General features: G+C 71.4%; 16 protein-coding genes and 1 riboswitch. Of the genes, 8 read left to right on the top strand and 8 right to left on the bottom strand.

All coding sequences use genetic code 11. The annotated features are described in order from the left end of the window. Positions 1–37: 37 nt before the first annotated feature. From recD to recC, 3 genes are read right to left on the bottom strand one after another with little or no spacing between them, the layout of a single operon-like run. Positions 38–2191: an exodeoxyribonuclease V subunit alpha gene (gene recD / locus PGB34_RS18600; protein WP_271429600.1), complete on the bottom strand. Its 2154-nt coding sequence runs from the start codon at positions 2189–2191 to the stop codon at positions 38–40. Then, a complete protein-coding gene (recB, locus tag PGB34_RS18595; RefSeq protein WP_271429599.1) occupies positions 2188–5970 on the bottom strand; it encodes an exodeoxyribonuclease V subunit beta in 3783 nt (1260 codons plus the stop codon). The genes recD and recB overlap by 4 nt, the downstream gene beginning before the upstream one ends. Next, positions 5967–9620 (bottom strand): exodeoxyribonuclease V subunit gamma, encoded by a 3654-nt coding sequence (gene recC, locus PGB34_RS18590; protein ID WP_271429598.1) that lies wholly within the window; start codon positions 9618–9620, stop codon positions 5967–5969. The genes recB and recC overlap by 4 nt, the downstream gene beginning before the upstream one ends. Positions 9621–9701: 81 nt before the next feature. Between recC and PGB34_RS18585 the strand changes: the two genes are divergently transcribed. After that, entirely contained in the window at positions 9702–10748 is a 1047-nt protein-coding gene (locus tag PGB34_RS18585; RefSeq protein WP_271429597.1) for a homocysteine S-methyltransferase family protein, read from the top strand. A gap of 129 nt (positions 10749–10877) precedes the next feature. After that, entirely contained in the window at positions 10878–11756 is an 879-nt protein-coding gene (locus PGB34_RS18580; protein WP_271429596.1) for an SH3 domain-containing protein, read from the top strand. Positions 11757–11811: 55 nt separating this feature from the next. Here PGB34_RS18580 and PGB34_RS18575 read toward each other — a convergent pair whose 3' ends face one another. Continuing rightward, positions 11812–12693 (bottom strand): LysR family transcriptional regulator, encoded by an 882-nt coding sequence (locus PGB34_RS18575; RefSeq protein WP_271429595.1) that lies wholly within the window; start codon positions 12691–12693, stop codon positions 11812–11814. 99 nt (positions 12694–12792) lie between these two features. Between PGB34_RS18575 and PGB34_RS18570 the strand changes: the two genes are divergently transcribed. After that, entirely contained in the window at positions 12793–13233 is a 441-nt protein-coding gene (locus PGB34_RS18570; RefSeq protein ID WP_271429594.1) for a PACE efflux transporter, read from the top strand. A gap of 62 nt (positions 13234–13295) precedes the next feature. Further along, positions 13296–15536 (top strand): ATP-dependent DNA helicase DinG, encoded by a 2241-nt coding sequence (gene dinG, locus PGB34_RS18565; protein WP_271429593.1) that lies wholly within the window; start codon positions 13296–13298, stop codon positions 15534–15536. 272 nt (positions 15537–15808) lie between these two features. Here the strand turns inward: dinG and PGB34_RS18560 are convergent, their stop codons facing one another. After that, complete coding sequence (locus tag PGB34_RS18560; protein WP_271429592.1) at positions 15809–16522, bottom strand: hypothetical protein; 714 nt, start codon at positions 16520–16522, stop codon at positions 15809–15811. A 118-nt stretch (positions 16523–16640) separates the two neighbouring features. Then, positions 16641–16718, top strand: a riboswitch (S-adenosyl-L-homocysteine riboswitch). 66 nt (positions 16719–16784) lie between these two features. On the opposite strand from PGB34_RS18560, the gene metH reads away from it, so the two are divergent. The 4 genes from metH to PGB34_RS18540 all read left to right on the top strand — a co-directional run bounded on the left by metH (position 16785) and on the right by PGB34_RS18540 (position 22900). Next, positions 16785–19499 (top strand): methionine synthase, encoded by a 2715-nt coding sequence (gene metH / locus PGB34_RS18555; RefSeq protein WP_408647919.1) that lies wholly within the window; start codon positions 16785–16787, stop codon positions 19497–19499. A 224-nt stretch (positions 19500–19723) separates the two neighbouring features. Continuing rightward, complete coding sequence (locus PGB34_RS18550) at positions 19724–21493, top strand: ArnT family glycosyltransferase (RefSeq protein WP_271429590.1); 1770 nt, start codon at positions 19724–19726, stop codon at positions 21491–21493. Beyond that, the gene (locus PGB34_RS18545; protein WP_271429589.1) at positions 21490–22473 is read left to right on the top strand and encodes a glycosyltransferase family 2 protein; all 984 of its coding nucleotides are present in this window, start codon (positions 21490–21492) and stop codon (positions 22471–22473) included. The genes PGB34_RS18550 and PGB34_RS18545 overlap by 4 nt, the downstream gene beginning before the upstream one ends. Then, a complete protein-coding gene (locus PGB34_RS18540) occupies positions 22466–22900 on the top strand; it encodes a GtrA family protein (protein WP_271429588.1) in 435 nt (144 codons plus the stop codon). The genes PGB34_RS18545 and PGB34_RS18540 overlap by 8 nt, the downstream gene beginning before the upstream one ends. 28 nt (positions 22901–22928) lie before the next feature. Here PGB34_RS18540 and PGB34_RS18535 read toward each other — a convergent pair whose 3' ends face one another. From PGB34_RS18535 to PGB34_RS18525, 3 genes are all read right to left on the bottom strand, one after another. Then, positions 22929–23474, bottom strand: coding sequence for a carboxypeptidase regulatory-like domain-containing protein (locus PGB34_RS18535; protein ID WP_271429587.1), 546 nt, complete (start codon positions 23472–23474; stop codon positions 22929–22931). A gap of 115 nt (positions 23475–23589) precedes the next feature. After that, complete coding sequence (glcF, locus tag PGB34_RS18530) at positions 23590–24843, bottom strand: glycolate oxidase subunit GlcF (RefSeq protein WP_271429586.1); 1254 nt, start codon at positions 24841–24843, stop codon at positions 23590–23592. Between the two features lie 47 nt (positions 24844–24890). Beyond that, positions 24891–25766, bottom strand: a complete 876-nt coding sequence (locus tag PGB34_RS18525; RefSeq protein ID WP_271429585.1) for a YoaK family protein — start codon at positions 25764–25766, stop codon at positions 24891–24893. Positions 25767–25774 lie beyond the last annotated feature (8 nt).

Genomic DNA, 25774 nt, shown 5'->3' with positions numbered 1-25774 from the left:
AAGAGCACTCCAGAGCGCCGGCGCCCGCCCGCCGCGCTCAGCGCGCGTCATCCACCAGCCCGCTGGCCCGCAGCACCCGCCGCGCGATCGCGCCCTCGAGCACGCCCGCGCGCCCCCGGGCATTGGCCACCAGCGTGAACCAGCGCCTGGCGCGCGTGATGCCGGTGTAGACCAGCTCGCGCGTGAGCACGGGGTTGGGCTGGTCGGGCAGGACCAGCGCCGTGTGCTCGAACTCGGAGCCCTGCGACTTGTGCACCGTCATGGCAAAGACGGTTTCGACCGAGGACAGCCGCGCCGGCAGCACCCAGCGCACGCCGCCGCTGCCATCGGCCGCGGCGAAGGCCACGCGGCGCGCCAGGCCGGCCTGCGCATCGGGCAGGGCGTCGGGCGCGTCGCCCACAAAGCGCGCGGGGCGGTCCAGCACCAGGCCCACGTCGCCGTTCATCAGGCCCAGCGCATGGTCGTTGCGCGTGACCAGCACGGGCCGGCCCGCGAACCAGCCCTGCGTGCCCTGCAGCCAGCCGGCCGCATGCAGCAGCTCGGCCACGCAAAGGTTCAGACCGTTGACGCCCCAGGGCCCTTCGCGCAGCGCCGCCAGCAGCTGGAAGCGGCCCGCGGCCTGCAGCAGCTGCGCGGCCCAGGCGTCCCAGTGCGCGCGCGGGGCCTGCGGCGCGGGACGGGTGTCGCGCATCAGGCGCAGGTAGTGCGCGCAGCCGACCGGGCCCGGGCTCGCAGCGCCGGGCAGCGCGTCGGCCAGCACCAGCTGGCGCAGCGCGTCGTCGCCCTGGCCGGCCGCAGGCGCAGTCTTGAGCGTGCACACGCGCAAGTCGTCCAGGCCCTGGTTCAGCAGCGCGCGTGCATCGGCCGCGCGGCCTTCGTTCACCGCGCGCGCCAGCTGGCCGATGCCGCTGCCCGCATGGAAGCGGTGGCTCACGCGCAGCATGGCGACGGCCTGGTCCAGCGGCTGGCCCTGCGTGGCGTCGCACAGAGGGGCGGGCGGCTGCTGGCCGCTGCTGGCTTGCAGCCACTGCACGGTGTCCGCGTCGTAGTGGCCGGCCTCGGCGCGGCGGCACAGCTCGCCCAGCACGGCGCCGGCTTCGACCGAGGCGAGCTGGTCCTTGTCGCCCAGCAGCACCAGCCGCGCGTGCGGCGGCAGGGCCTGCAGCAGCGCATGCATCATCTCCAGGTCGACCATGGAGGCTTCGTCGACCACCAGCACGTCCAGCGCCAGCGGGTGGCCCGCATGGTGGCGCAGGCGCCGGCTGTCCGGCCGGCTGCCCAGCAAGCGATGCAGGGTGCTGGCCTGGTCGGGCACCTGCGCGCGCACGGCGGCGCCGTGCGGCAGCCGTTCCCAGGGCAGGCGGTCGAGTGCGCCGCGGATCGAATCGGACAGCCGCGCCGCGGCCTTGCCCGTGGGCGCGGCCAGCTGGATGCGCAGGGCACCGCCCGCATCGCCGCGCGCTTCGTCGCCCTGCGCCAGCGATTGCAGCAGCGCGAGCAGGCGCACCACGGTGGTGGTCTTGCCGGTGCCCGGCCCGCCCGTGACGATGGCAAAGCGCTGGCGCAGCGCCAGCGCGCAGGCCATCTTCTGCCAGTCTTCCCTGCCTGCTTCGGCCGCGCCGCCAAAGAGCGCGTCCAGCACCGGACGGATGCGCTGGGCTGTTGCCACGGGCGCGGGCGCCAGGCGCTGCGCGATGGCCTGGCGCACCTCGCGCTCGTACTGCCAGTAGCGGCGCAGGTACAGGCGCGGGCCGCTGAGCACCAGCGGCGTGGCGCCGGCCCCGCCTTGCACGTCGCCATCGGCGCACAGCGGGCTGGCCAGCAGCGCGGCGCGCCAGCGCGAAAGGCTGAGCGCGCGCAGCCATGGCTCAGGGCCAGGGGGCGCATCGCGCCGCGCCGACGACTCAGGCGGCAGCGCCAGACTCAACTGCTGCTGCGCGAGCGCGGCCTCCAGGTCCAGGCACACATGGCCGCGGCCCAGCTGGTGGCTGGCCAAGGTGGCGGCCAGGAGCAGCGGCACATCGGCACGCGGATCGAGCTGCTGCAAAAAGAGCGCAAAGCTGCGGTCCAGCTCGCGCAGCCAGCCGTCGATCACCCATTGGTCCAGGGCGGCCAGCAGGACGGGCACATCGCCGGCCTCTGGTGGCGCCGGTTCTTCAGGCAGCGCATCGAACAGATCGAACTGGCTCATGGCGCCGCCTCCGTTCCCACCACGCCAAAGAGTTCGTCCATCGCTTCGATCAAGGCAAGCGGCGGCTTGGTCGCGAACACGCCCTGCGTGGGCGAATCGGCGCCGCGCAGGAAGAGATACACGGCGCCGCCCACATGGCGCTCGTAGTCGTAGTCGGGCAGGCGCGTGGCCAGCAGCCGGTGCAGGGCAAAAAGATAGAGCAGGTACTGCACGTCGTAGCGATGCGCGAGCAGCGACTGCTGCAGGGCCGCGCTGTCGTAGGCCGCGTCGTCGGGGCCGAGCCAGTTCGACTTGTAGTCGGCCACCCACCAGCGGCCCTCATGCTCGAAGACCAGGTCGATGAAGCCCTTGAGCATGCCGGCCATCTGCGTGGGCGCCAGTGCGGGGCGCGGCAGGCCGGGCAGGCAGTGGGCCTGGGCCAGTGCGTCGATCTGCTGCGCGGCCACGCCGGGCACGGGCAGCCAGAACTCCATCTCGCTCTGGTAGTGCGTGAGCGTGGCCAGGGCGGCGGGGCCGGCATCGGCATCGTGCAGCGGCAGCGTCATGGCCAGCCAGCGCGGCACCCACTGGCACAGCGGCTCGATCCAGGCCTGCCAGCCGCGCACCTGGCAGCGGCGCGCGATCAGGTCGCGCAGCGCCTGCTGCTGTTGCGCGCCTGGCCCGGCCACGCGCCCGAAGCCCTGCTGCGCACACCATTCAAGCAGGCCATGCAGGAAGCTGCCGGGCTCTGCGCCCTTGGGGAAGGCGTGGACGCTGCCTGCGGCCGGGGCCACGGCCGGGAGCAGCGCCGCCTGCGGCTCTGGGGGCGGTGGTGCGCCATCTTCGAGCGCGCGCGCCTGCTGCGCATCTTCGGGCTCGGGCAGCCGCGCATCCGCCTGGGGCAAAGGCAGGCCCATCATGGCCGCGGGCTCCAGCGTTTGCACCAGCGCGGAGTAGCTGGCGATCCACCATGGCGCATGGCCGCGCCGCTGGGGCCGGCGCGCCTGGCCCGTGGCCGGCGCGCGCGGGGCCTGCCAGCGCGCGGCATCGGGCGCGGGTGCGGGCTGCACGGCGATGGCCGGGCAGTCGCTGGCCAGCGCCTGCAGGGCGGCTTCGTACTCGGCACGCGAGCGCAGGGGCGTGGCGGGCGAGAGCACCTGGCCCAGCGCGCCGCGCTCCAGCGCGATCGCCTTGCCCGCACCGCTGCACAGCGGCGCCACGCCCAGCCACAGGCCGTGGCGCGCGCGCGTGAGGGCCACGTAGAGCAGGCGCATGTCTTCGGCCAGCTGGGCCTCGGCCGCGCGCGCGGCGGCGTGGCCGTCCTTGCCGTCGAGCTCGATCACGGGCGCATCGAGCTGCTCGTCATGGAAGTCCAGCGCGCGGCTGCTTTGCCTGGGCGATTCGCGCCAGGCCGCGATGAAGGGCAGCAGCACCAGCGGGTATTCGAGCCCCTTGGACTTGTGGATGGTCACCACCTGGATCAGCGCTGCGTCGCTTTCGAGGCGCAGCACGTCTTCCTCGCCCTCGGGGTCGGCCAGGCGCTCGGCAAAGGCGCGCAGCAGCGCATGTTCGCCATCCAGTTCCACCGCGCGGCGCTGCAGCCATTCGGCGATGTGCAGCACGTTGGTCAGGCGCCGCTCGCCGCCTTCGGCCTGCGCCAGCCAGCGCGCGGGCAGGCCGAAGTCGTGCAAAAGCTGGTGCAGCATGGGCAGCACGCCGCGCCGCTGCCACAGCGCATGCAGTTCGCGAAAGCGCAGCGCGACCTCTTCCCAGGCCGCCTCGTCCTCGCGCAGCCGGTGCAGCGCCTGCAGCGACAGGCCCAGCGTGCGCGTGGCCAGCGCGGTGCGCAGCAGGGCTTCGTCGGCCGGCTCGGCGCAGGCGCGCAGCCAGTGCTGCAGGTCGGCGGCTTCGGGCGTGCCGAAAACCGATTCGCGGTCGGACAGGTACACGCTGCGCAGGCCACGCGCCGAGAGCGCATCGCGAATGGCCTGCGCTTCGGTGCGGCTGCGCACCAGCACGGCGATGTCGGCGGGGCGCAGAGGCTTGAAGGGCTTGTGTGCTTCGACGAAGCCGGTGCGGCCTTCAGCGGCGCCGGCCAGCCAGCGCACCACTTCGCTGGCCGCCACTTCGGCCTGCTGCGCGCGGTAGACGCCCATGCCGACCGCCTCGCCCTCTTCAGGCAGCTGCGACCACAGCGTGAGCGCGGGTGCGCTCTGCCCGTCGATCTGCAGATGCTCCCTGCGGCCCTGGGCCTGCACGGGCACGAAGGGCACGGGGTCGTCGCCGTCGTCGCTGCGAAAGCGGAAGGCGCCGCGCGGGCCCTGTTCGGCGCGCAGGAACAAGGCGTTGACGGCGTGGACCACGGCATCGGTGGAGCGGAAGTTGGTGCCCAGGGCGTAGTGACTTCCCTGCGTGTCGCGCCGCGCGCGCAGGTAGGTGCGGATGTCGGCGCCGCGGAAGGCGTAGATGGCCTGCTTGGGGTCGCCGATCATGATCAGCGCGCTGTCCTCACCCCTGCCCTCTGCCAGAGGGGGAGGGGGTGGGTCATAGATGCGTTTGAAGATGCGGTACTGCGTCGGGTCCGTGTCCTGGAACTCGTCGATCAGCGCCACCGGGAACTGCGTGCGGATGCGCGCGGCCAGGGCCTCGCCGCCGCGTCGGTGCAGCGCGCTGTCCAACTGCTGCAGCAGGTCGTCGAAGCCCAGCTCGGCGCGGCGCGCCTTTTCCTGCGCCAGCGCGGCGGCGATCTCGCGCGCGGCATGGGCCAGCAGGCGCGCGCGCAGCGCATCGTCCACCGTGCCCGACTGCGCGGCCTGCCAGGCGTCGATGGCGTGCAGCGCCGGGTGATCGGGCAGCGCATGGCCCTTCTTGAGCCTGGCGCCGGCCGCGCCGAAGCGCGCCACCTTCTCGGGCGCCTCGCCGCCCGCGCTCCAGTCGGCCAGGGCCTGCAGCCAGCTGGCGAAGATCGCGTCATCGTCCTTGCCGCGGTAGCTGTTGCCGTTGAGCTGCGCGCGCGCGGCCCACCACAGCTGCTCCAGCGCCGCGCGGTCCTGGCGCCACAGGCGGCGTGCCTCGTCTTCCAGCGCCTCGGCCTGCTGCTGCGCGGCACCCAGGGCCTGCAGCTGCGCCAGCGGGTCGCTGCCCACATCCAGCGGCGCGCCCTGGTGGCGCAGCGCGGCGTCGGCACGGCGCAGCAGCGGCTGCACGGCCTGCCACAGCGCCTCGGGCGTCTTGAAGCAGCTCAGCAGCGCGCGGCTGGCCATGGCGTTGAGCGGGTAGAAGTGGCGCCGCCAGTGGTCGTGCAGCACTTGCCGCTGCAGCGCGCGCAGGTCGGTCTGCAACTGCTGCTGCAGCAGGCTGCCGCTGTCGAAGGCATGCTCGCGCAGCATGCGCCAGCACCAGCCGTGGATGGTGGCCACCGCGGCCTCGTCCATCCATTGCGCGGCCACGCGCAGCCGGTGCGCGCAGGCGGCCCATTGCTCGCGCGGGTGGTCGGCGCGCAGCGCGAGCAGCAATGCGTCGGGCTCCTGGGCCTCGTCGGCGAACACGCGCGCGGCCTGGTCCAGCCGCGCGCGGATGCGCTCGCGCAGCTCCTGCGTGGCCGCTTCGGTGAAGGTGACGACCAGGATCTCGGGCGGCGTGAGCGCGCGCGGGGCTGCTGCATCACCGCCATGGCCCAGCACCAGGCGCAGGTACAGCAGTGCGATGGTGAAGGTCTTGCCGGTGCCGGCGCTGGCCTCGATCAGGCGCTGGCCGTGCAGCGGGAAGCGCAGGGGGTCCAGGGTCTGGACGGTGCTCATGCATCGGCCCCCGAAGCATCGCCGCCGCCCGATTCGGCCAGCGGCGGCCTGGCGCTTTCGAGCGCATCCCACAGCGGGCGGTAGAGCTGCTGCGTCCAGTGCCAGAAGGCGCTGCCTTCGCCCTGCGGCGCGCGTACGGCCAGCAGCTGGGCGAAGTCCTCGTACACGCGGGCGGGCGCGGGCCGCGCGCCCTCGCCGCTGCGCTGGAAGTCGCCGTCGTAGGCCTGGCGCGTGCGGCGGCCGGCTTCGCCTTCTTCGTTCAGGGCCATGAAGCCGGTGCGGCAGGCCAGCGGCAGCGGCTGGCGCATGCCCTGGGCCCAGCCCTGCAGCAGCGCGGCCAAGGTGGCCTGCGCCTGCGCGCGCGGCAGCGGGGCCAGGCGCACCAGGCCGGTTTCGCTGGCCAGCACGGTGCGCGTGGGGCCTGCCGCGATCTGCAGCGCCAGGTGCGCGGGCCAGTGCCGGACGATGTGCTGCCAGCTCAGTTCATCGCCGCGATGCAGGCGGCCGCTGGCCAGCACGATGCACGCGGGCGTGGGCGCATCGTCTTCGGCCTGCGCCAGCGTTTCAGCCGGCAGGTGGCGCAGCGGCAGGCTGTCTTCGATCGCCAGGCCGCTGGCCGCGTCCTGCCAGCGCAGGATGTGGGGCTGGGCCTCGGGCTGCGGCCAGCGCGCGCGCGCTTCGAGGTAGTGCGCCATCGTGCGTTGCAGCGCGTGGCGCAGGCGCTCGGCCGCCAGAGTGCCGAAGGCCTGCAGTGGCAGGCGGCCGGCGCGCAGCAGCGGGCCGGTGCGCGCGGCCAGCTCGGCGGCGATGCGCGTGCGCGCGGCTTCAGGCGTGGGCTGGGCGTCGGCCCAGCTTTGCAGCGCGGCGCGCAGCTCGGCTTCGAGCTGCCAGTTCTGCAGGCCGTCGAGCGCGAACACCTCTTCGTCCGGCGCTTCGTCTTCGCCCGGGTCGAAGCGCACCTGCAGCCGCTGCGCGAAGAAGGCATCGACGGGCTGGGCCAGGAAGTCCGCCAACTGGCGCAGCGAGAGCGGGCGTTCGGGTTGCAGCGGCGGCAGGAGCAGCAGCGCGTCGTCGGCCTGCGCGGCCTGGTCGCCATGCGCGGCCTGCCATTCGCGGCCATAGCTGTAGAGCCCGTCGAGCGCCGGGGCCTGCGGCGCGCCGGGCGTGAAGTAGCGCGGGCTGAAGGGCTGCAGCGGATGCTCGGTGTGCAGGGCATCGAGCAGCGCACCGGGCTGATCGTCGTGGCCCGCCAGGCGCCAGCCGGCAGCCACATGGTCGCGCAGCTGGCCGATGAGCACGCTGGGCGCGCGCTCGCTGTGGTCGCGCACGTCGCGGCCCACCCAGCTGATGTAGAGCTGTTCGCGCGCCGAGAGCAGGGCTTCGAGCAGAAGGTAGCGGTCGTCGTCGCGGCGCGAGCGGTCGCCGGGGCGCCAGTCGCCCTGCATGAGGTCGAAGTCCGCGCGCACCGAAGGGCGCGGGAAGTCGCCGTCGTTCATGCCCAGCAGGCAGACGACGCGAAAGGGAATGGCGCGCATGGGCATCAGGGTGCAGAAGCTCACGCCGCCGGTCATGAAGCGCTGCTGCAGACCCTGGCGTTCCAGCGCGGCCAGCCAGCGCTCGCGCACCACGGCCAGCGGCAGCGCTTCGCTGAAGCCGGCGTCGGCGCATTCGTCGAGCCAGTCGTCCAGCCCCTGCTGAAGCTGCTGCACGCGCAGCTGCTCGCGCGGCTCGGCCGGCGCGAAGAAGCGCGCCAGCAGCGCGCGCAGGCTTTCGGCCCACTGTGTGGGCGTGGCCGGCGCCTGCAGGCCGTTCAGCGTTTCTTCCAGCGCGCGCAGCAGGGCCGCCAGCGGCCCCAGCGCGGCGGCGTCCAGGCCGCCTACTTCGCCATAGGGCTCGATGCCTTCGAACGCTTCGCCCTCGCCCACGGCAAAGCCCAGCAGCATGCGCGCCAGCCCGAAGCGCCAGCTGTTGACTTCACCGGCCGCGCCCAGCGCCTGGCTTTCGCGCTGCGCTGCGTCCAGGCCCCAGCGTGCGCCGGCCCCGGCGATCCAGCGCTTGAGCGTGGGCAGGGCTTCATCGGCCAGCGCAAAGCGCAGGCGCAGCGCGCCCACGTCGAGCAGGTCCAGCACGTCGCTGGCGGCCAGGCGGCTTTCGGGCAGGCGCAGCAACAGCTCCAGCGCCACCAGCAGCGGCTCCTGGCCGCGCTGGCCCTGGTCGGCCACGGTGTAGGGAATGTGGCGTGGGTCGCTGCGCGGCAGGCGGCCGAAAACGGCTTCGATGTGCGGCGCGTAGCCATCGACGGCGGGCAGCATCACGATCACGTCGCGCGGCTGCAGCGTGGGGTCGGCGTCGAAGCGGGCCAGCAGCTGGTCGTGCAGCACCTCCACCTCGCGCTGCGCCGAATGGGCGCTGTGAAAGCGCAGCGACACGTCCTGCGCCGGCACCACGGCCGGCCACAGCGCGCGCGTTTCGGCCAGCGGGCGCAGGTTGAGGATGTCGTCCTGCAACTGCTGCAGCAGGCCCGGCGCCGCTTCTTCGTCATCGCTGAACAGGTCGATGCGCCCCGCGCCCACGCCCTGCCAGGCCGCGCGGTAGCGGTCGGGCTCGTCGATGCTGTCGACCAGGTGCAGGTAGTCGCGCCCCTGCTTGCCCCAGGCGGCCAGCAGCGGGTGCGCGTGCTGGTGCAGCGCCGCTTCGTCCAGCACGGCCGGCATGCCGGGGCGGCGCGCCTGGCGCTTGTAGGCGCCACGCAGCAGGTCCTGGTCGGCCACGATGTCGCTCCAGTGGTGGCGGCAGGGGTTGTGAACGAAGAGCATCACCTGCATGTGGCCGGCCAGGGCCTGCAACGCCTGCAGGGTCTGCGCCGGCAGGGCCGAGATGCCGAAGACCACCACGCGGCGCGGCAGCGCGGGCGGGCGCGGCGCGTCTTTTTGTTGTTGCGCATCGGCCAGCGCGGCGATGAAGCGCTGGTGCACGCCCGCGCGGCTGCCGGCCTGCCCCGCAGGCCCCACCTCGGCCAGCAGCGCGCGCCACAGTTGCGCCTGCCAGCGCTGGTCGGGCGGCAGCGGGCGGTCGCCATGGCGCAGGGTTCGCAGCTGGTCGCGCCCCTCGGCCCAGTCCTGCAGCCAGTCGGCGCGGTAGACCTGGTACTGGTCGAACAGATCGGCCAGGCGCTGCGCGAGCTGGTGGCGCTTGCGCGCGCGAATGTCCTCGTCGCCCGCGCCCGGCGCCCCCCCGGCCAGAAAGCGCGCCAGCGGCTCGAAACCGGGCTCGTCGAGCAAGGTGGGCAGCAGCCGCATCAGGCGCCAGGTGAGCGGCGCCTCGTCCAGCGGCGAGCGCTCGGGCACGTCGCTGCGGCCCAGCACGGCGCGATAGGCGCGCCACAGGAACTGCGCGGGCAGCTGCAGCTCCATGGCCGCCGTGATGCCCAGCCCCCCGCCAGCGGGGTCGTCGGGGTGCGCCGCCAGCGCCAGCTTGAGCCATTGCGCGATGCCGTTGCTCTGCACCAGCACCACCTCGTTTTCCAGCGGCGCCAGCGGGTGCTGGCGCAGCCACGCGATCAGCAGTGCGCGCAGGTCCTCCGGGCGGTTGCCGTGCAGGACCATGAGGCCGGGCTGGAGCGGGGAGGGGGAAGCGGCGGAAGGGTTCATGCGCGGGGAATCGAGTCCGATCCTAGCCTGCCGCCGACCCTGCTGCCGACGCGCCCGGGCTCGCGTTTTTACAATCACCCCATGCCCCTGCCCGCCTACACCCGCGCCCAGCAACTGCCCGCCATCCTGGCCAAGCGCATCGCCATCCTCGATGGCGCCATGGGCACCATGATCCAGCGCTTCAAGCTGACCGAGGAACAGTACCGCGGCGAGCGCTTCAAGGACTTCCACAAGGATGTGAAAGGCAACAACGAGCTGCTGTCGCTGACGCGGCCCGATGTGATCACCGACATCCACGAGGGCTACCTCGCGGCCGGCGCCGACCTGATCGAGACCAACACCTTCGGCGCCACCACCGTGGCGCAGGAGGACTACGACATGGCACACCTGGCGCGCGAGATGAACCTGCAAAGCGCCCGGCTGGCGCGCGCGGCCTGCGACAAGTTCAGCACGGCCGACAAGCCGCGCTTCGTGGCCGGCGCGCTGGGCCCCACCCCCAAGACGGCCAGCATCAGCCCCGACGTGAACGACCCGGGCGCGCGCAACATCGACTTCGAGGCCCTGCGCGCGGCCTACTACGAGCAGGCCGAGGCGCTGGTCGAGGGCGGCGCCGACGTGATCCTGGTCGAGACCATCTTCGACACGCTCAACGCCAAGGCCGCGCTGTTCGCAGTGGACGAGTACTTCGAGGCCAGCGGCAATCGCCTGCCGATCCTCATCAGCGGCACCGTGACCGACGCCTCGGGCCGCATCCTCTCGGGCCAGACTGTCACGGCCTTCTGGCACAGCGTGCGCCATGCGCAGCCGCTGGCCGTCGGCCTCAATTGCGCGCTGGGTGCGGCGCTGATGCGCCCGTACATCCAGGAACTCAACCGCGTGGCCGGCGACACCTTCATCAGCTGCTACCCCAACGCCGGCCTGCCCAACCCCATGAGCGACACCGGCTTCGACGAGACGCCGGCCGACACCTCCAGGCTGCTGCACGAGTTCGCGGCCGAGGGCCTGGTCAACATCGTGGGTGGCTGCTGTGGCACCACGCCCGACCACATCGCGGCCATCGGCCAGACCGTGGCACCGCTGGCGCCGCGCGGGCTGGTGCAGGGGCGCTTCTACCGCGAAGCGGCTTGAGGCGCCGTGAAGGAATGCGCCCGAATGCGCCCAGGGGCCGGGCGCGCCGCTGATTGACAGGGCGCCCCCAGCGCCTACGCTGGCGGCAACGCGCACCAGACAAGAAGCGCGCCCCAAGGAGCTGTCATCATGAAATTCATGCCTTTGTCCTTGCGCCTGCACGGCGCCTGGCTGGCCACCGCGCTGGCCCTGAGCCTGCCGCTGGCGGCGCAGGCCGAGCCCGCCTACGTGAGCGACAACGTCAACCTGCGCGCCGGGCCTTCCACCGACTACCCGGTGGTGGTGCGACTGGCCGCGGGCCAGCCGCTGGAGGTGGTGGGCTGCACCAGCGGCTATGGCTGGTGCGACGTGGTGCTGCCCGACGGCCTGCGCGGCTGGGTGGCCGCCAGCCTGCTCGACTATCCCTGGGGCGGCGGCACGGCCGTGCCGCTGGCGCAGTACGGCGCCATGATCGGCGTGCCCATCATCGCCTTCTCGCTGGGCAACTACTGGGCCGACCACTACCGCGACCGGCCCTGGTACCGCGAGCAACGCTGGTGGGGCCAGCGCCGGCCGCCACCGCCCGTGGCCGGCTGGCGTCCGCCGCCGCCACCGTCCATCGGCTGGCAGCCGCGCCCGCCGCGGCCCGACTGGCGCCCACCCCCGCCGCGCCCGGGCTGGCAGGATCGGCCCGACCGCCCGGACCGGCCACACCCGGGCTGGCAGAACAACCGGCCGGATCGCCCGCAGCCCGGCTGGCAGGGACGGCCTGATCGGCCACAGCGCCCCGACTGGAACCAGGAGCGGCCCCGCCCGCAGCGGCCCGAAGGCCGGCCCGATCGGCATGAGCGACACGACCGCCCTGATCGTCCAGACCGGCACGACCGCCCCGATCGTCCTGATCGCCAACAGGGCGGTGGCTGGCAAGGCGGTGGCCGCCATGGCGGGCCCAGCCTGGCGCCCGGCTTGCCGCGCGGCTCGGTGCAGCCCTCGCCCGGCCAGAACACGCCACTGGGCGACCGGCCCTGATCTGCTTTGGCCGGCTGGCGGCCGCGCACGCATTCATCATCATTCAGTCAGTCAGTCAGCGCAGCGCGGCCAGCAGCGTGACCAGGCGCTGCGCGCCCAGCCCGCGCGCGCGTTCGTGGGACCACACCACGTCCACGCACAGCGGCGTGGCGTTGTCCAGCTCCTGGAGCGGCAGCAGCGCCAGCGTGCCCGCATCGAGCCGCCACTGCACGATGCTGCGCGGCAGCCAGCCCCAGCCCAAGCCTGCTTCCAACAGGCCGCAGGCCGCCTCGGGGCTGTCGGTGTGCCAGAGGTGGCGGCCGAACAGCACGCGCGGATCGGCCACGCCGGCATCGCGCCCCGCGATCACGATCTGCCGCGTGGCCGCCAGATGCGATTCGCCCAGCGGTGCGGCTTCGCGCATCAGCGCATGATCGGGCGCGGCCACGGCCACCAGCGTCTCTGAGCCCACCTGCACGAAGCCCTCGCGGCCATCGAGCGTGGGCCGCTCGAACACCAGCGCCAACTGCGCGCGGCCGGTGTGCAGCAGACCCAGCGCGTCCGATTGCGGCGCCACCAGCACCTCCACGTCCAGCAGCGGATGTTCCTGCGCGAGCTGCGCCAGCGGGCCGCTCCAGCGGGCCGACATCAGCTCCGGCGCAATCGCCAGCGTGAGCCGCTCTTCCAGCCCCTGGTTCAGCGACAGCGCGTGGGCATCGAGCGCACGCAGCTGCAGCGCGATCTGGCGCGCCTGCGGCTCCAGCGCGCGTGCCGCGGCCGTGGGGCGCGGCTCGCGGCCGCTGCGGTCGAAGAGCACCAGGTCCAGTTCGGCCTCCAGGTGCGCGATGGCCATGCTCACGGCCGAAGGCACGCGGCCCAGGGCCCGCGCCGCCGCCGAAAAGGAGCCCTGTTCCAGCACGGCCAGAAAGACGCTGACGCTGTCCGAAGTGAAAGCCATGCCCTCAATCTATCAATAAAACTGAAATGAGATGACTTTTTCTTTCAGCGCCATACCCATAAAGTCCACCCAACGTTGTTGCAGAAGTACAGGTTTTCCATGCAGGGCATTCGCCGAAAAATCGTCTACGTGAGCCTTTATGAAGGCATCGCCATCCTATGTGCCAGCATCGGCCTGGCAGCGCTGTCGGGCGCGGGCGCCGGCACCTCCACGGCCCTGGCCACGGCCAGCTCGGTGGTGGCCGTGGTCTGGAACCTGGTGTTCAACACCCTGTTCGAGGCCTGGGAAGCGCGCCAGCGCGTGCGCGGCCGCTCGCTCAAGCGCCGCATTGCCCACGCGCTGGGTTTTGAAGGCGGCCTCGCCGCGATCCTGGTGCCGCTGTTTGCGTGGTGGCTGGGCATCGGCCTGTGGGAAGCGCTGCTCTTCGACGCCGCGCTGCTGATCTTCTTCCTGGTCTACACCTTCGTCTTCAACTGGAGCTTTGATCGGGTGTTCGGTTTGCCAGCATCGGCCAATACCCCGGTCGCGCAAGCGGCTTGAGGCGGCGCGGGTGGAGAGCCCGCACATCGGATGGGAGGCTTCGCCTCCCTACACTCTCGGTCATGTCTTCCGAGCAAAGGGCCGCCTGGGCCGATTCCGCCCTGCAAGCCTTTGATGCGGTGCTGCAGGCCGGGGAGGGCCTGCGCAGCCGCCCGGGCCAGCGGCGCATGGCCGAGCAGGTGGCGCAGACGCTGGCAGCGGCCGATCTCGGCAAGCCTCCCGGCACAGACGATGAAGACGGCGAGGGCATGATCGACGGCCCAGAGCCTGTGCGCGCCATCGCGGTCATCCAGGCCGGCACGGGCGTGGGCAAGTCGCTGGCCTATTGCGCCCCGGCCATCGCGCTGGCGCGGGCGCGCAACACGCGCGTGCTGATTTCCACCGCCACCGTGGCGCTGCAGGAGCAGCTGGTCCACAAGGACCTGCCCGCACTGGCCGCGCAGATGGACGAGCCCCTGCGCTTTGCGCTGGCCAAGGGGCGCGGGCGCTATGTGTGCCAGCTCAAGCTCGAACGCCTGACGGGCCTGGCCACCGAGGCCGACGAGGAAGCCGAGGACGGCGAAGACGATCTGTTTGCCGACTGGGCCGACGCCCCGCCGCGCGCCAGCGTGGCGCCGCAGGAGCAGGCCGCCCAGCGCGCCTACTACGGCGCCATCGCCCAGGCCCTGGCCAGCGGCGCCTGGGACGGCGACCGCGACACGCTGGACACGCCGCCCGCCCCGCAGGCCTGGGCGCCGATGGCGGCCGACGCGGCTTCGTGCAGCGGCAAGCACTGCCCCTCTTACGGAAGCTGCGTGTACTACGAGCGGCGCAAGGCGCTGGTGGGCGCCCAGGTCATCGTGGTCAATCACGACCTGCTGCTGGCCACCCTGGGCACGCGCCAGTTGCCGGAGCTGGACAACAGCCTGCTGATCCTGGACGAGGCGCACCACCTGCCGGCCATTGCGCTGGGGCAGTTCGGCGCCCGCATGGACCTGGGCGAGCATGCCTGGGTGGAACGCCTGGCCCAGCGCGCCATGCGCGTGGGCGTGCGCATGGAAGTCAGCGAAGTGGCCGACATCCCGGCCCATGCCATGCGCATGCGCGAGGCGCTGCAGGAGACCGAGCGCCTGGTCGAGGACCTGTATGGCGACCTGCTGCACCCCGCCGTCGCCGACGGCACGTTGGCGCGCGGCCCCGCGCAGGCACGCGTGCCCCAGGGCCGGCTGCCCGAGCCGCTGCACGGCCCGCTGGGCCGCGTGGCCCACCATGCCGAGGGCTTCGTCAGCGTGCTGCGCACCATCGCCACCGCGCTGCGGGCCGAGATGCGCGAGCAACCGGCCCTGGCGCGCAAGCTTTCGGCCATGTACGCCAAGCTCGGCGCGCTGGCGCCGCGGCTGGAGCAGACGCTGGAGACCGCACGCCTGCTGCTGCGCGAGCCCGAAGCCCAAACCCATTCAGCCCCCACGGCCAAGTGGTTCACGCTGGAGCCGCGCGAGCACGCGCCGCCGCTGCTGCGGGCCCATGCCAGCCCGCTGCTGCCCGGCAGCATGCTGCGCCAGCATCTGTGGACGCGCGTGCGCGGGGCGGTGCTGACTTCGGCCACGCTCACCAGTTGCGGCCGCTTCGATTTCTTCCTTCATGAAAGCGGCCTGCATGGCGACGAGGCCGCCACCACGCTGGAAGTGCCCAGCCCCTTCGACTATGCGCGCCAGGGGCGGCTGCTGGCGGCCGAAAGCGGCGCCGATCCGCGCGACAGCAGCGCCTATGTGCAGCAGCTCGGGCGCGCGCTGGCGCAGGACCTGGCCGAGGTGACGCATGGCGCGCTGGTGCTGTTCACCTCGCGCGAACAGATGCGCCAGGCCACCCAGGCGCTGCCACCAGCGCTGGCGCCGCGCGTGCTGCTGCAGACGGCCCTGCCGCGCCAGCAGCTCCTGGCTGCGCACCGGGCACGCGTGGCCCAGGGGCTGCCCTCGATCATCTTCGGCATGCAGTCCTTCGGCGAGGGGCTGGACCTGCCCGGCAAGCTGTGCGAGAGCGTGTTCATCGCCAAGCTGCCCTTCGCCTCGCCCGACGAGCCCGTGGGCCAGGCCCGCGCCGAATGGCTGCGCACGCAGGGGCGCGACCCCTTCACCGAACTGGTGGTGCCGGCCACCGCGATCCGGCTGGCGCAGTGGGTGGGCCGCGCCATCCGCAGCGAGGACGACCGCGCCAGCGTCTACTGCTACGACCGGCGCCTGCTGCGCACCAGCTATGGCCAGCGGCTGCTGCAGGGGCTGCCGCCGTTTGCGCTCACGCGCATCAACCGGCCGATGCCGGCCTGAGAACGTGCTCCCGGTCTCCCAGGGGCCGCGCAGCGGCCTTGCCGGGTGGCCTGCAAGGCGCGCTGCGCCGCTCGTAGTCATCTACGAGCAAGCAGCGCAACGCCGCAGGACGCCCGGCAAGGCCACTGCCCTTCGGGTTGGAGCGAAATCGGGCGATTTCTTCGGCCGTCCGCTTGCATGGACACAAGTCCATGCGGCGCGAACGGCCTGCGAACTCATCCCGATTGCGCTCCAACGCGGCCCCTGGGAGACCGGGAGCACGTTCTTGCCCCTCAGCGCGGGCGGCCCGCGTGCCGCCTTGCCGATTCCGCCCTCAGTTCCGCGACCTCGCCCGGGCTCAGCAGCGGGGTGTAGGCGAGGTCGAAGCCACCCGAGCGGCCGGGCGTGAAGCTGATGCCGCCGGTGTAGACCGCGCAGCGCGAATGGGCCGGGCCACTGAGCAGTTGAAGAAACAGGTGGGTGGGCGTGTCCGGGCCGCGCACCTCGCGGGTCGCCCTGTCGCCGCCGAAGAGGCTCGACGCGGTCAGCAGCCCCGCGGCGCTGAAGGCATAGCCGGCGTGCGTGGCGCAGTTGAGCCCGACGATGCCGAACAGCCCCGGATTGACGCGCATCGCGAGCCACGCCCGCTCGAAGCGGCCGCGCTCGTCATCGGACACCTCGATGGCCAGCAGGGTCGAGATGCTGAAGCCGCCTCCCGAGCGCCCGCTGACGTAGTGCGGCCGCCTCACGCTCATTTCGCGGTAGCCGTACACGCTGCCGACGATGGTGCTGGTCGCGCCACGCGAGGAGAGTTCCGCCGACCCGGAGGTCGATGCCTCATCGGCGTAGAAGCCGACGGGTTCGCCCGTGGACAGCACGCAGTCCGCATGGCCCTCCAGGAGTGGCGCGACCCCGGGCCGTTCCATGCCGCGCACGACCAGCCCGATCCGGTAGCGCGGCGGCCCCAGCGAGCCCTCGCTCGACAGATTCCAGCGAATGTCGGTCATGCGGCCTCCTTGACTGCTTTTTGGTATTACAGGTTGTCCTGAGCCAGGACGATCCGGCCTGCCGCGTTTCAGAACCCGCTGGGCGTGGCGCGCCGGCGGGCGGCATAAAATCACGGCTCCCTCCAAGGAGCGTTGCAGCGCGGCCAGGCATTCGTCCGCGTCAGGCTTGGGACTCCCGCAACCACGCTCGCCTGTCTTTCCCCTGCCCGCAGGTGAACCCATGACCGACGCGCCCTCCGATCTTTCCCCCGCTGTTCCCCCCATGAAGCTCTCCGGCCTGGAGCCGGTGCTGATCGGCGAGGGCACGCTCTTCGTCAACGTGGGCGAGCGCACCAACGTCACGGGCTCCAAGGCCTTTGCGCGCATGATCCTCAATGGCGAGTTCGACCAGGCGCTGTCGGTGGCGCGCCAACAGGTCGAGAACGGCGCCCAGATCATTGACATCAACATGGACGAGGCCATGCTCGACAGCAAGGCCGCGATGGTGCGCTTCCTTCAGCTCATCGCCAGCGAGCCCGACATCGCGCGCGTGCCCATCATGGTGGACAGCTCCAAGTGGGAGGTGATCGAGGCCGGCCTGCGCTGCATCCAGGGCAAAGGCATCGTCAACTCCATCTCCATGAAGGAAGGGGTGGAGAAGTTCAAGCAGGAGGCGCGGCTGGTCAAGCGTTATGGCGCCGCCGCCGTGGTGATGGCCTTTGACGAAACGGGCCAGGCCGACACCTTCGCGCGCAAGATCGAGATCTGCGAACGCGCCTACCGCGTGCTGGTCGATGAAGTGGGCTTCGCGCCCGAAGACATCATCTTCGACCCCAACATCTTCGCGGTGGCCACGGGCATCGAGGAACACAACAACTACGCGGTGGACTTCATCGAGGCCACGCGCTGGATCAAGAAGCACCTGCCCGGCGCCAAGGTCTCGGGCGGCGTCTCGAACGTGAGCTTCTCCTTCCGCGGCAACGACCCGGTGCGCGAGGCCATCCACACGGTGTTCCTGTACCACGCGATCGCGGCGGGCATGGACATGGGCATCGTCAACGCCGGCATGGTGGGCGTGTACGACGAGCTGGAGCCCACCCTGCGCGAGCGCGTGGAGGACGTGGTGCTCAACCGCCGCCCCGACGCCGGCGAGCGCCTGGTCGAGATTGCTGAAAGCGCCAAGAGTGGCGCCAAGGACGAGAGCAAAAAACTCGAGTGGCGCGGCACGCCCGAGGCGCCGGTGCCCGTGGAGCAGCGCCTGTCGCACGCCATGGTGCACGGCATCACCGACTTCATCGTGCAGGACACCGAAGAGGCGTACCAGGCCATCCTGGCCAAGGGCGGCCGGCCGCTGCACGTCATCGAAGGCCCGCTGATGGACGGCATGAACATCGTGGGCGACCTGTTCGGCGCCGGCAAGATGTTCTTGCCGCAGGTGGTGAAGTCGGCGCGCGTGATGAAGTCGGCCGTGGCGCACCTGATCCCCTACATCGAGGAAGAGAAGAAGCGCGACGAGGCGGCCGGGCGCGACGTGCGCAGCAAGGGCAAGATCGTCATCGCCACGGTGAAGGGCGACGTGCACGACATCGGCAAGAACATCGTCACCGTCGTGCTCCAGTGCAACAACTTCGAGGTCGTGAACATGGGCGTGATGGTCCCGTGCCACGAGATCCTGGCCAAGGCCAAGGTGGAGGGCGCGGACATCGTGGGCCTGTCGGGCCTGATCACGCCCAGCCTGGAAGAGATGCAGTACGTGGCCGGCGAGATGCAGAAGGACGAGCATTTCCGCATCCGGAAGATCCCGCTTTTGATCGGCGGCGCCACCACCAGCCGCGTGCACACGGCCGTGAAGATCGCGCCCCATTACGAAGGCCCCGTGGTCTACGTGCCCGACGCCTCGCGCAGCGTGGGCGTGGCGCAGAGCCTGCTGTCGGACCAGGCGGCCGCGTACATCGCCGAGCTGAACGCCGATTACGACAAGGTGCGCGAGCAGCACACCAACAAGAAGCAGGTGCCGCTGTGGCCCCTGGCCAAGGCGCGCGCCAACAAGACGCCCATCGCCTGGGCGGGCTACCAGCCGCCGCGGCCCAAGTTCATCGGCCGGCGGCTCATTCGCAACTACGACCTGGCCGAGCTGGCGCAGTACATCGACTGGGGCCCCTTCTTCCAGACCTGGGACCTGGCCGGCCCCTTCCCGGCCATCCTGCAGGACGAGGTCGTGGGCACCGAGGCCGTGCGCGTGTATGCCGACGGCAAGCGCATGCTGCAGCGCCTGATCGAAGGCCGCTGGCTCACGGCCAGCGGTGTGGTGGGCTTCTGGCCCGCCAACACCGAGCATGACGACGACATCGTGCTCTACACCGACGAGACGCGCAGCCAGCGCGCGCTGACCTGGCACGGCCTGCGCCAGCAGACCGAGAAGCAGGCCGTCAATGGCGTGATGCGCCCCAGCCGCTGCCTGGCCGACTTCGTCGCGCCCCAGGGCAGTGGCCTGGCCGACTACGTGGGCATGTTCGCCGTCACGGCCGGTATCGGCGCCGAGAAGAAGGAGAAGCAGTTCATCGATGACCTCGACGACTACTCGGCCATCATGCTCAAGGCCCTGGCCGACCGGCTGGCCGAGGCCTTTGCCGAGGCGCTGCACCAGCGCGTGCGCAAGGACCTGTGGGGCTATGCGGCCGACGAGGCGCTGAGCAACGAGCAGCTCATCAAGGAACAGTACCAGGGCATCCGCCCCGCGCCGGGCTATCCGGCCTGCCCCGACCACAGCGTCAAGGGCGCGATGTTCGAGCTGCTGCAGTGCGCCGACATCGGCATGGGCCTGACCGAAAGCCTGGCCATGACGCCCGCAGCCAGCGTGAGCGGCTTCTACCTCTCGCACCCCGAGGCCCAGTATTTCAATGTGGGCAAAATCGGCGCCGACCAGCTGGCCGACCAGGCGGCGCGGCGGCAGATGGATGAAGCCACGCTCTCGCGCTTGCTGGCGCCGAACTTGTAATCAGCCTTCTGGCTCCTCTCCCCTCTGGGGAGAGGCTGGGTGAGGGGCTCGCGCAGCCCAGGTGATCAAGCGTCGCGCCGTCTGTCGCGCTGCCCTCACCCCGGCCCTCTTCCAGGGAGCGAGGGCGCAAAAGCCCGCCCACGCGCACATCCAGCTTTGACTTCCCGGGAACTGCCATTCTTCTGCTGCAACAACAACTGATCTTCGCCGGCCAGCACTACTTGATGCTGGCCCTGTGTGTGCTGGCCGCCTGGGGCGCAGGCCAACTGCTGTGGGCGCGCCTGCGCGCGCCGCAGGGCCCGGGCGCCGACCCGGCCGCGGCTGACCCGTGGCTGGGCCTGGCCATGGCGGCAGCCTTGGGCCTGGGGCTGTACATCTGCGCCTTCCAACTGCTGGCCATCGCGGGCGCGCTGCGCCCGCCGGCCGTGCTGGGGCTGCTGGCCGCGGGCCTGCTGGCCGCCGCGCTGCAGGCGCGGGCGGCGTGGGGCCGCTTGCGCGCGCTGCCGGCGGCGCCCGGCACACGCGCCCAGCGCATCGCGACGTGGGTGGCCCTGGGTGCGCTGCTCGTCTCGCTGTCCGAGCCGCTGTCGCCGCCCCACGCCTTCGACGAAATGATGTACCACCTGCCCTGGGCGCGCGAGACGGCGACCAGCGGCGCGCTCGGCATCCACGACTGGCTGCGCTACCCCTGGTTCCCCTACAACTACAACCTGCTCTACGCGGCCGCGCTGCCGCTGGCGGGCGACGTGTTCCCGCACCTGCTGCATGCGCTGGCGGGCTGGCTGTCGGCGGCCATCGTCTTCAGGCTCGCCCTGGCGCACAGCGACCGCATCACGGCCTGCATGGCCGCCGTGATCCTGCTGGCCGTGGGCGAGATGAGCAATGCGCTGATCGACATGGGCGTGGCGCTGTTCGTGCTGGCGGCCTGCACGGCCTTGTGGATCTGGCACCGCGCGCCCGGCAACAGCAGGCCGCTGGGCTGGCTGATGCTGGCCGGCTTTTTGATGGGCCTGGCCATCGGCAGCAAGTACCAGGCGCTGACCTTCATGCCGCTTTTGGGCCTGTTCGTGCTCTGGCGCGAGCGACGGGTGGGCAGGCTGGCCGCAGCGCTGGCCGTGCTGCTGCTGCCCTGCATCTACTGGTATGCGCGCAACTGGCTGCAGACCGGCGACCCCTTCAACCCCATCGGCGCGCGCGTGTTCGGCTTTTCCAACTGGAACGAAACCGACTACGTGAACCAGGTCAATGACGTCAGTGCCCATGCCAGCCTGCCCAACATCATGCTGTGGCCGCTGCTGCTGGTGCCCTTTGGCCTGTTCTGGCGCAACCCGGCCACGCGGCCCGCGGTGCGCGCCGCCACGGTCTTCGGCGCCTGGTCGCTGGTGGTGTGGGTGCTGACCTCGCGCTACCCGCGCTACATGACGGCTTCGTTCCCCCTGCTGGCCTGGCTGGGCGCCATGGGCTGGCGGCAGCTGGGCCTGTGGGCCGCGCAGGCCGTGCAGCGCCGTGCGCCGGTGCTGGCCCGCGGCGCAATGCCCCGCGTGGCCACGGTGGCGCTGCTGGCCGTGCTGGCGCTGGCCGGTGCGCAGCGCTTTGCGCAGCATGCGCGCATGGTCTCGCCCACGCCCGAATCGCGCGAGGCCTTCCTGCGCACGCATGTGCCCGGCTATGAAGCGCTGCAGTACGCCAATGCGCATCGCCACGGCAAGCTCTACATCGTGGCGCTGAGCGATGCGATCTACTTCGCCCACCAGCCGGCCTGGGGCGACGTGTTCGGGCCGTGGCGCTATGCGGACTTCGTGATGCAAAAGCCGGCCGAGATGGGCCGGCGGCTGGCCGCGGCCGGCTTCGGTACCATCGCCATCCACACCCGCACGGTGCCGATCCTGGACGGCCAGGCCGGCTTCGGCGATCACTTCGATCTGCTCTACGACAAGGAAGGCACGCGCATCTACCGCGTCAAGGCCTTCGCACCTTCGCCTGCTTCCTCATGACCGATCGCCTTTCGTCGCTGCGCATCGCGGCCATCATCCCCTGCTACAACGAGGCACTGGCCATCACCCAGACGGTGGCCGAGTTCCGCGAGCACCTGCCGCAGGCGCAGATCCACGTCTTCGACAACAACTCCAGCGACAACACCACCGAGGTGGCGCGCGCCGCGGGCGCGCAGGTGACGCAGGTGCTGCTGCGCGGCAAGGGCAATGTGGTGCGCCGCATGTTCGCCGACGTGGAGGCCGACATCTACGTCATGGTAGATGGCGATGCGACCTACGACCTCTCGCGCGTGGGCGAGATGATCGAGATGCTGATCGACGGCAACCTCGACATGGTGGTGGGTGCGCGCCAGGACGACCAGCAGGACGCAGCCACCTACCGGCAGGGCCACCGCTGGGGCAACCGCATGCTCACGGGCGCGGTCGTGAGCATCTTCGGCGGCCAGTTCAGCGACATGCTGTCGGGCCTGCGCGTGTTCTCGCGCCGCTATGCCAAGTCCTTTCCGGCGCTGTCGCAGGGCTTCGAGATCGAGACGGAACTGACCGTGCACGCGCTCGAGCTGCGCCTGCCCTGGGCCGAGCTGCCCACGCGCTACCGCTCGCGGCCCGAGGGCTCGCACAGCAAGCTGTCCACCTACAAGGACGGCTGGCGCATCCTCATGACCATCAGCAAGCTCTACATCAGCGAGCGCCCGCGCCAGTTCTTCCTGTGGGTGGCGGTGCTGCTGACGCTGAGCGCGCTGCTGCTGGCCTATCCGCTGCTGATGACCTGGCTGGCGACCGGGCTGGTGCCGCGCGTGCCCACGGCCGTGCTGGTCACCGGCATGATGGTGGGGGCCATGATGTCCACCGCCTGCGCCATGATCCTGCGCATGGTCACCGTCGGCCGGCGCGAGAGCAAGCGCCTGCACTACCTGAGCCACCCGGGCCCGCGCCACGCCGCGCAGCAGCGGCCGCAGGGCACGCGCCAGGATGCCTGATGAACCCGCAAGGGGCCCGGCAGCGCTGAGCACGCTGCAGCGCCTGTGGCGCTTTGGCGTGGCGGGCGTGCTGGGCTTCGTGGTCGATGCCGGCGTGCTCTACCTGCTGGCGCCCTGGCTGGGCTGGTACGGCGCGCGCGTGCTGTCCTTCTGGGCCGCGGCCACGGCCACCTGGCTCTTCAACCGCCGCTACACCTTCGCCGATGGCGCCGCACGCGGCGGGGCGGCGCTGTGGCGTGAATACGGCGGCTACCTGCTGGCCATGCTGGGCGGCGCGGCCGTGAACTACGGCTGCTATGCGCTGGCGCTGCAGCTGCTGCCCCCTGCCGGCTGGGTGCCCCTGCTGGGTGTGGCTGTGGGCAGCCTGGCGGGCATGGGCATCAACTTCCTGTCGGCGCGCTGGCTGATCTTCAGGCGCCAGCGCTGATCAACAAGAAAGAAGGCTTTTCTTTTCTTCAGAATCGGAAGTCCAGCGTGCGCGGCGCGCCGCCCACCTGCACGCTCTGGGTCTTGCGCTCGCCGCCCAGGCTCGCATCCACCACATAACGGCCCGGCGGCAGGCTCAGCAGACACACGGGGCCACTGGCGCGCAGCGACTGACTCACCCCGCCCGAAGCTTCGGCGCGGATGTCCACCTGCACGTCCGCCAGGTAGGCGCCGTCGGCACGCGCAAACAGCAGCGACAGCGGATGCGCCTTCATCGCCGCGCGCATGGCCGTGGATTCATCGCTGCCGATGCCGCCGCAGCGCCACTGGATGGAGCCGCTGCCCTGCGCCTGCGGCAGGCCTGCATCGAGCGCTGCGGGGGCGGCCGAAGGCGCAGGCAGGGTGACGGGCGGCGGCGGCGACGGTGGCGCAGTGGGCGCTGCGCCCTGCGGCGCCACTTCCACCGGCGCCGGCACCGTGACCTGCTGGGCCAGTGCGCTGCCTGCAAGGCTGCAGGCGGTAATCCACGCGGCAAGTGATTTGAAGGACGGGCGGGCGGTGCGGGACTGGCGCATGGCGGCTCCTTGAATGTGCTTGTACGTTCCGGGAAGCTGCCATGGTGGGCCGGCGGGTTGCGGCCTGGCTGTAGTCGCAGGCCGACGGTGGGTGTGCGCCGTGCGCGGAAGACACTCAGAGATGAGGTTCTTCGGGCTGCAGCGCGTCGTCCAGCCATTCGACCCAGTGCCGCACGGGCAGCTCGGTGCCGCTTTGCAGGTGCGTGATGCAGCCCATGTTCGACGAGGCGATGCGCACCGGCTGCAGCTGCTTCAGGTGGCCCAGCTTGCGGTCGCGCAGTTGGTAGGAGAGCTCGGGCTGCGTCACCGAATAGGTGCCCGCCGAGCCGCAGCACAGGTGCGATTCGCTCTGCGCCACCTGCAGCGAAAAGCCCAGCGCACGCAGGTGTGTCTCGACCCCGCCGCGCAGCTTCTGCCCGTGCTGCAGGGTGCAGGGCGGGTGGTAGGCCATCACGCCCTCGGGCGCCTTCACGCGGGCTTGCAGGGCCGGCACCAGCTCGGGCAGCAGCTCGCTGATGTCGCGCGTCATCGCGCTGATGCGCGCGGCCTTCTTCGCGTAGGCCGCATCGTGCTGGAGCATGTGGCCGTATTCGCGCACCGTGACGCCGCAGCCCGAGGCGTTCATCACCAGCGCTTCGACCCCGCCGTCTTCGTGACTGCGCTCCACATAGGGCCACCAGGCGTCGATGTTGGCGCGCATCTGCGCCAGGCCGCCCTCCTGGTCATTGAGGTGGAACTTGACGGCGCCGCAGCAGCCCGCTGCCTTCGGCAGCACGCATTCGATGCCGGCCGCGTCGAGCACGCGCGCAGTGGCGGCGTTGATGTTGGGCGACATGCTGGGCTGCACGCAGCCCGCGAGCATCAGCACCTTGCGCGCATGGCTGCGCGTGGGCCAATGGCCCGCGTCCTGCGGCGCCGGCACCTTGGCCTTGAGCTTGGGCGGCAGCAGGCCGCGCACCGACTGGCCCAGCTTCATCGCGGGCGCGAACAGCGGCGAAGGCAGGCCTTCCTTGAGCGCCCAGCGCAGCGCCTTTTCACCGGCCGGGCGCGGCACCTTCTCGTCGACCATCTTGCGGCCGATGTCCACCAGATGCCCGTATTGCACGCCGCTGGGGCAGGTGCTTTCGCAGTTGCGGCAGGTCAGGCAGCGGTCCAGGTGCAACTGCGTGGCGCGCGTGGGCTGCGCGCCTTCGAGCACCTGCTTGATCAGGTAGATGCGCCCGCGCGGGCCGTCCAGCTCGTCGCCCAGCAGCTGGTAGGTGGGGCAGGTGGCGGTGCAGAAGCCGCAGTGCACGCATTTGCGCAGGATGGCTTCGGCCTCGGCACCTTCGGGCGTGCCTTGGAATTCGGGGGCGAGTTCGGTCTGCATGTGGGGGCTGCTGCTTGAATGTTCTTGCCTGGGCGTGCGGCTCAGGCTCAGGGGGATGCCGGGGGCGCAGCGGACTGCGCCTTGTCGTGGTCATGGGAGGCGGCCTGTGGCCGCAGGTGCAGGCGCACCGCAAGGCCTTGGAGCCGCTCGCGCAGCTCGCGCGACCGGCGCATGTCGTCCAGGAAGGGCGGCAGCGAAAGCGCCAGCAGCAGCGCCGCCAGGGGCAGCACGCAGATGAAGCCCAGCCACTTGAAGCCGGCCGCACCCGCCAGACCGCCGGCCACGAACATCAGCACCAGGCCGCCGAACAGGCGCAGCCGCTGGCTGTTGTGGCGCACGGGCGCCGCCGCTGCCGTCGTTGTTGTTGATGACGACGATGCGCGGCCGCGCCGGTTCCAGTACAGCATCTTGCCCAGCTCGATGCCCAGGTCGGTGAGGTTGCCCGTCATGTGCGTGGTGCGCACCCGGCCGCCCGTGAGCTTGGACGCCAGCGCGTTCTGCAGGCCCATCATGAAGGACAGCAGCAGCACCGTGAGTGGCACCGCGAAGGGGGTGTGCCAGCCCAGCGTGATGGCGCCCATCAGGCCGAAGGGCAGCATGAGCGCCGCTTCCAGCAGCAGCGGCAGCGCATAGGGGTGCCGCAGCCGGTGCTGGCGCCCCCAGTTGATCTGCATGGCCGACACCGCCGCGCCGCCCACGAAGGCCAGGATGGCGCCCATCGCATTGAGCAGCAGCGTGGCGTTGCCCAGCACCAGCGCATCGGCCAGCTGCGAGGTGAAGCCGGTCATGTGCGAGGTGTACATGTGCAGCACCAGGAAGCCGCCCGCGTTGAGGGCGCCCGCATTGAAGGCCAGCAGCAGGCCCAGCGTGCGGTCGGACGCCGCCTGGCGATGACGGCCGGTGAGCAGGCGCAGCCGGCGCATGGCGCGTC

This window comes from Xenophilus arseniciresistens, assembly GCF_028023875.1.
In the GTDB taxonomy this organism is placed as follows: Bacteria; Pseudomonadota; Gammaproteobacteria; order Burkholderiales; family Burkholderiaceae_C; genus Xenophilus; species Xenophilus arseniciresistens.
Note: the sequence above shows the minus strand (reverse complement) of the source record. Positions and strands in the feature narration are given on the sequence as shown.

What these genes read in the sequence shown, in the direction of transcription:
- PGB34_RS18585 (WP_271429597.1), top strand. Translation starts at nt 9,702, where the DNA reads ATGCCCCTGCCCGCCTACACCCGCGCCCAGCAACTGCCCGCCATCCTG.
- PGB34_RS18570 (WP_271429594.1), top strand. Translation starts at nt 12,793, where the DNA reads ATGCAGGGCATTCGCCGAAAAATCGTCTACGTGAGCCTTTATGAAGGC.
- PGB34_RS18545 (WP_271429589.1), top strand. Translation starts at nt 21,490, where the DNA reads ATGACCGATCGCCTTTCGTCGCTGCGCATCGCGGCCATCATCCCCTGC.
- metH (WP_408647919.1), top strand. Translation starts at nt 16,785, where the DNA reads ATGAAGCTCTCCGGCCTGGAGCCGGTGCTGATCGGCGAGGGCACGCTC.
- PGB34_RS18525 (WP_271429585.1), bottom strand. Translation starts at nt 25,766, where the DNA reads ATGCGCCGGCTGCGCCTGCTCACCGGCCGTCATCGCCAGGCGGCGTCC.
- PGB34_RS18535 (WP_271429587.1), bottom strand. Translation starts at nt 23,474, where the DNA reads ATGCGCCAGTCCCGCACCGCCCGCCCGTCCTTCAAATCACTTGCCGCG.
- recB (WP_271429599.1), bottom strand. Translation starts at nt 5,970, where the DNA reads ATGAGCACCGTCCAGACCCTGGACCCCCTGCGCTTCCCGCTGCACGGC.
- recD (WP_271429600.1), bottom strand. Translation starts at nt 2,191, where the DNA reads ATGAGCCAGTTCGATCTGTTCGATGCGCTGCCTGAAGAACCGGCGCCA.
- PGB34_RS18560 (WP_271429592.1), bottom strand. Translation starts at nt 16,522, where the DNA reads ATGACCGACATTCGCTGGAATCTGTCGAGCGAGGGCTCGCTGGGGCCG.
- PGB34_RS18580 (WP_271429596.1), top strand. Translation starts at nt 10,878, where the DNA reads ATGAAATTCATGCCTTTGTCCTTGCGCCTGCACGGCGCCTGGCTGGCC.
- dinG (WP_271429593.1), top strand. Translation starts at nt 13,296, where the DNA reads ATGTCTTCCGAGCAAAGGGCCGCCTGGGCCGATTCCGCCCTGCAAGCC.
- glcF (WP_271429586.1), bottom strand. Translation starts at nt 24,843, where the DNA reads ATGCAGACCGAACTCGCCCCCGAATTCCAAGGCACGCCCGAAGGTGCC.
- PGB34_RS18575 (WP_271429595.1), bottom strand. Translation starts at nt 12,693, where the DNA reads ATGGCTTTCACTTCGGACAGCGTCAGCGTCTTTCTGGCCGTGCTGGAA.
- recC (WP_271429598.1), bottom strand. Translation starts at nt 9,620, where the DNA reads ATGAACCCTTCCGCCGCTTCCCCCTCCCCGCTCCAGCCCGGCCTCATG.
- PGB34_RS18550 (WP_271429590.1), top strand. Translation starts at nt 19,724, where the DNA reads ATGCTGGCCCTGTGTGTGCTGGCCGCCTGGGGCGCAGGCCAACTGCTG.
- PGB34_RS18540 (WP_271429588.1), top strand. Translation starts at nt 22,466, where the DNA reads ATGCCTGATGAACCCGCAAGGGGCCCGGCAGCGCTGAGCACGCTGCAG.